The sequence below is a fragment of the Streptomyces sp. SID5464 genome (assembly GCF_009862985.1).
GTDB classification, from domain to species: Bacteria; Actinomycetota; Actinomycetes; order Streptomycetales; family Streptomycetaceae; genus Streptomyces; species Streptomyces chartreusis_D.
On record NZ_WWIQ01000009.1, the window covers coordinates 48,544 to 49,724 of the forward strand.

Consider the following 1,181-nt stretch of genomic DNA (forward strand, 5'->3'; position numbering starts at 1 on the left):
GTCGCGCTGGCGCTCGGCGGGTTCGGCATCGGTCTGACCGAGTTCCTCATCGCCGGGCTGCTGCCGCAGGTGGCGTCGAGTTTCGCGGTGTCCGAGGCGGCTGCGGGCTGGCTGATCTCCGGGTACGCGTTGAGTGTCGCGGTGGGAGCGATCGCGCTGACCGCGGCGACGGCACGGCTGCCGCGCAAGCCGGTCCTGGTCGGCCTGGTGGCGTTGTTCGTGCTGGGCAACCTGCTCTCCGCCATCGCCCCGAACTACCCGGTGATGCTGCTCGGGCGGATCGTCGCGGCGTTGTGCCACGGTTCGTTCTTCGGCATCGGCTCGCTGGTCGCGCGCAGTCTGGTCGCGCCGCAGAAGAAGTCCCAGGCCGTGGCGGTGATGTTCGCCGGGCTGACGGTCGCGAACGTGCTGGGCGTGCCGTTCGGGGCGCTGGTCGGTGAGCGCTGGGGCTGGCGGGCGGCGTTCTGGGCGGTCACCGCGATCGGCGTGCTGGCGCTGGCGGGGATCGCCGCGCTGGTGCCGGCGTGGGCGGGCCGGGTGCATCCGGCCACCGGGACGGAACCGGTCCCGGGCGGGCCGGCGGCGACTGCCGGCGGGCCGGACCCGGTCCCGCCCGGCGGCCTGCGGGCGCAGGTGCGGGCCTTCCGGTCCTGGCAGGTCTGGCTGACGCTGGCGGCCACCGCGCTCAGCTACGGCGGGATGTTCGGTGCGTTCAGCTACATCGCCTACACGTTCACCGAGGTCAGCGGCTTCGCCTCGGCGGACGTCGCCTGGCTGCTGATGGTCTACGGCGTCGGACTGGTCGTCGGCAACCTGGTCGGCGGGCGGGCGGCCGACCGCGACCGTGACCGTGCCCTGGTCCTCGCCCTGCTCGCACTCACCCTCACCCTGGCCCTGTTCGGGTTGCTGGCCGGCAGCGCGACCGCCTCGGTCGTCCTGGTGTTCGTGATGGGGGTGACCGGGTTCGCCAGCGTGCCCGGGATGATCACGCGTGTCACCGACTTCGCGCACGGAGCGGCACTGGCGGCCAGCGCCAACGTGTCCGCGTCCAACGTCGGCAACGCCCTCGGCGCCTGGCTCGGAGGCCTCGCCATCACCGCGGGCCTGGGCTACACCTCACCGCTCTACGTCGGCGCCGGCATCGCCCTGCTGTCCACGGTCGTCATGGTCATCGCAGCCCG

General features: G+C 73.2%; 1 protein-coding gene. It reads left to right on the top strand.

All coding sequences use genetic code 11. The features are described 5' to 3' along the window. A partial coding sequence (locus tag GTY47_RS08640) for an MFS transporter (RefSeq protein ID WP_010034429.1) occupies positions 1–1,181 on the top strand: 1,181 nt, incomplete at both ends.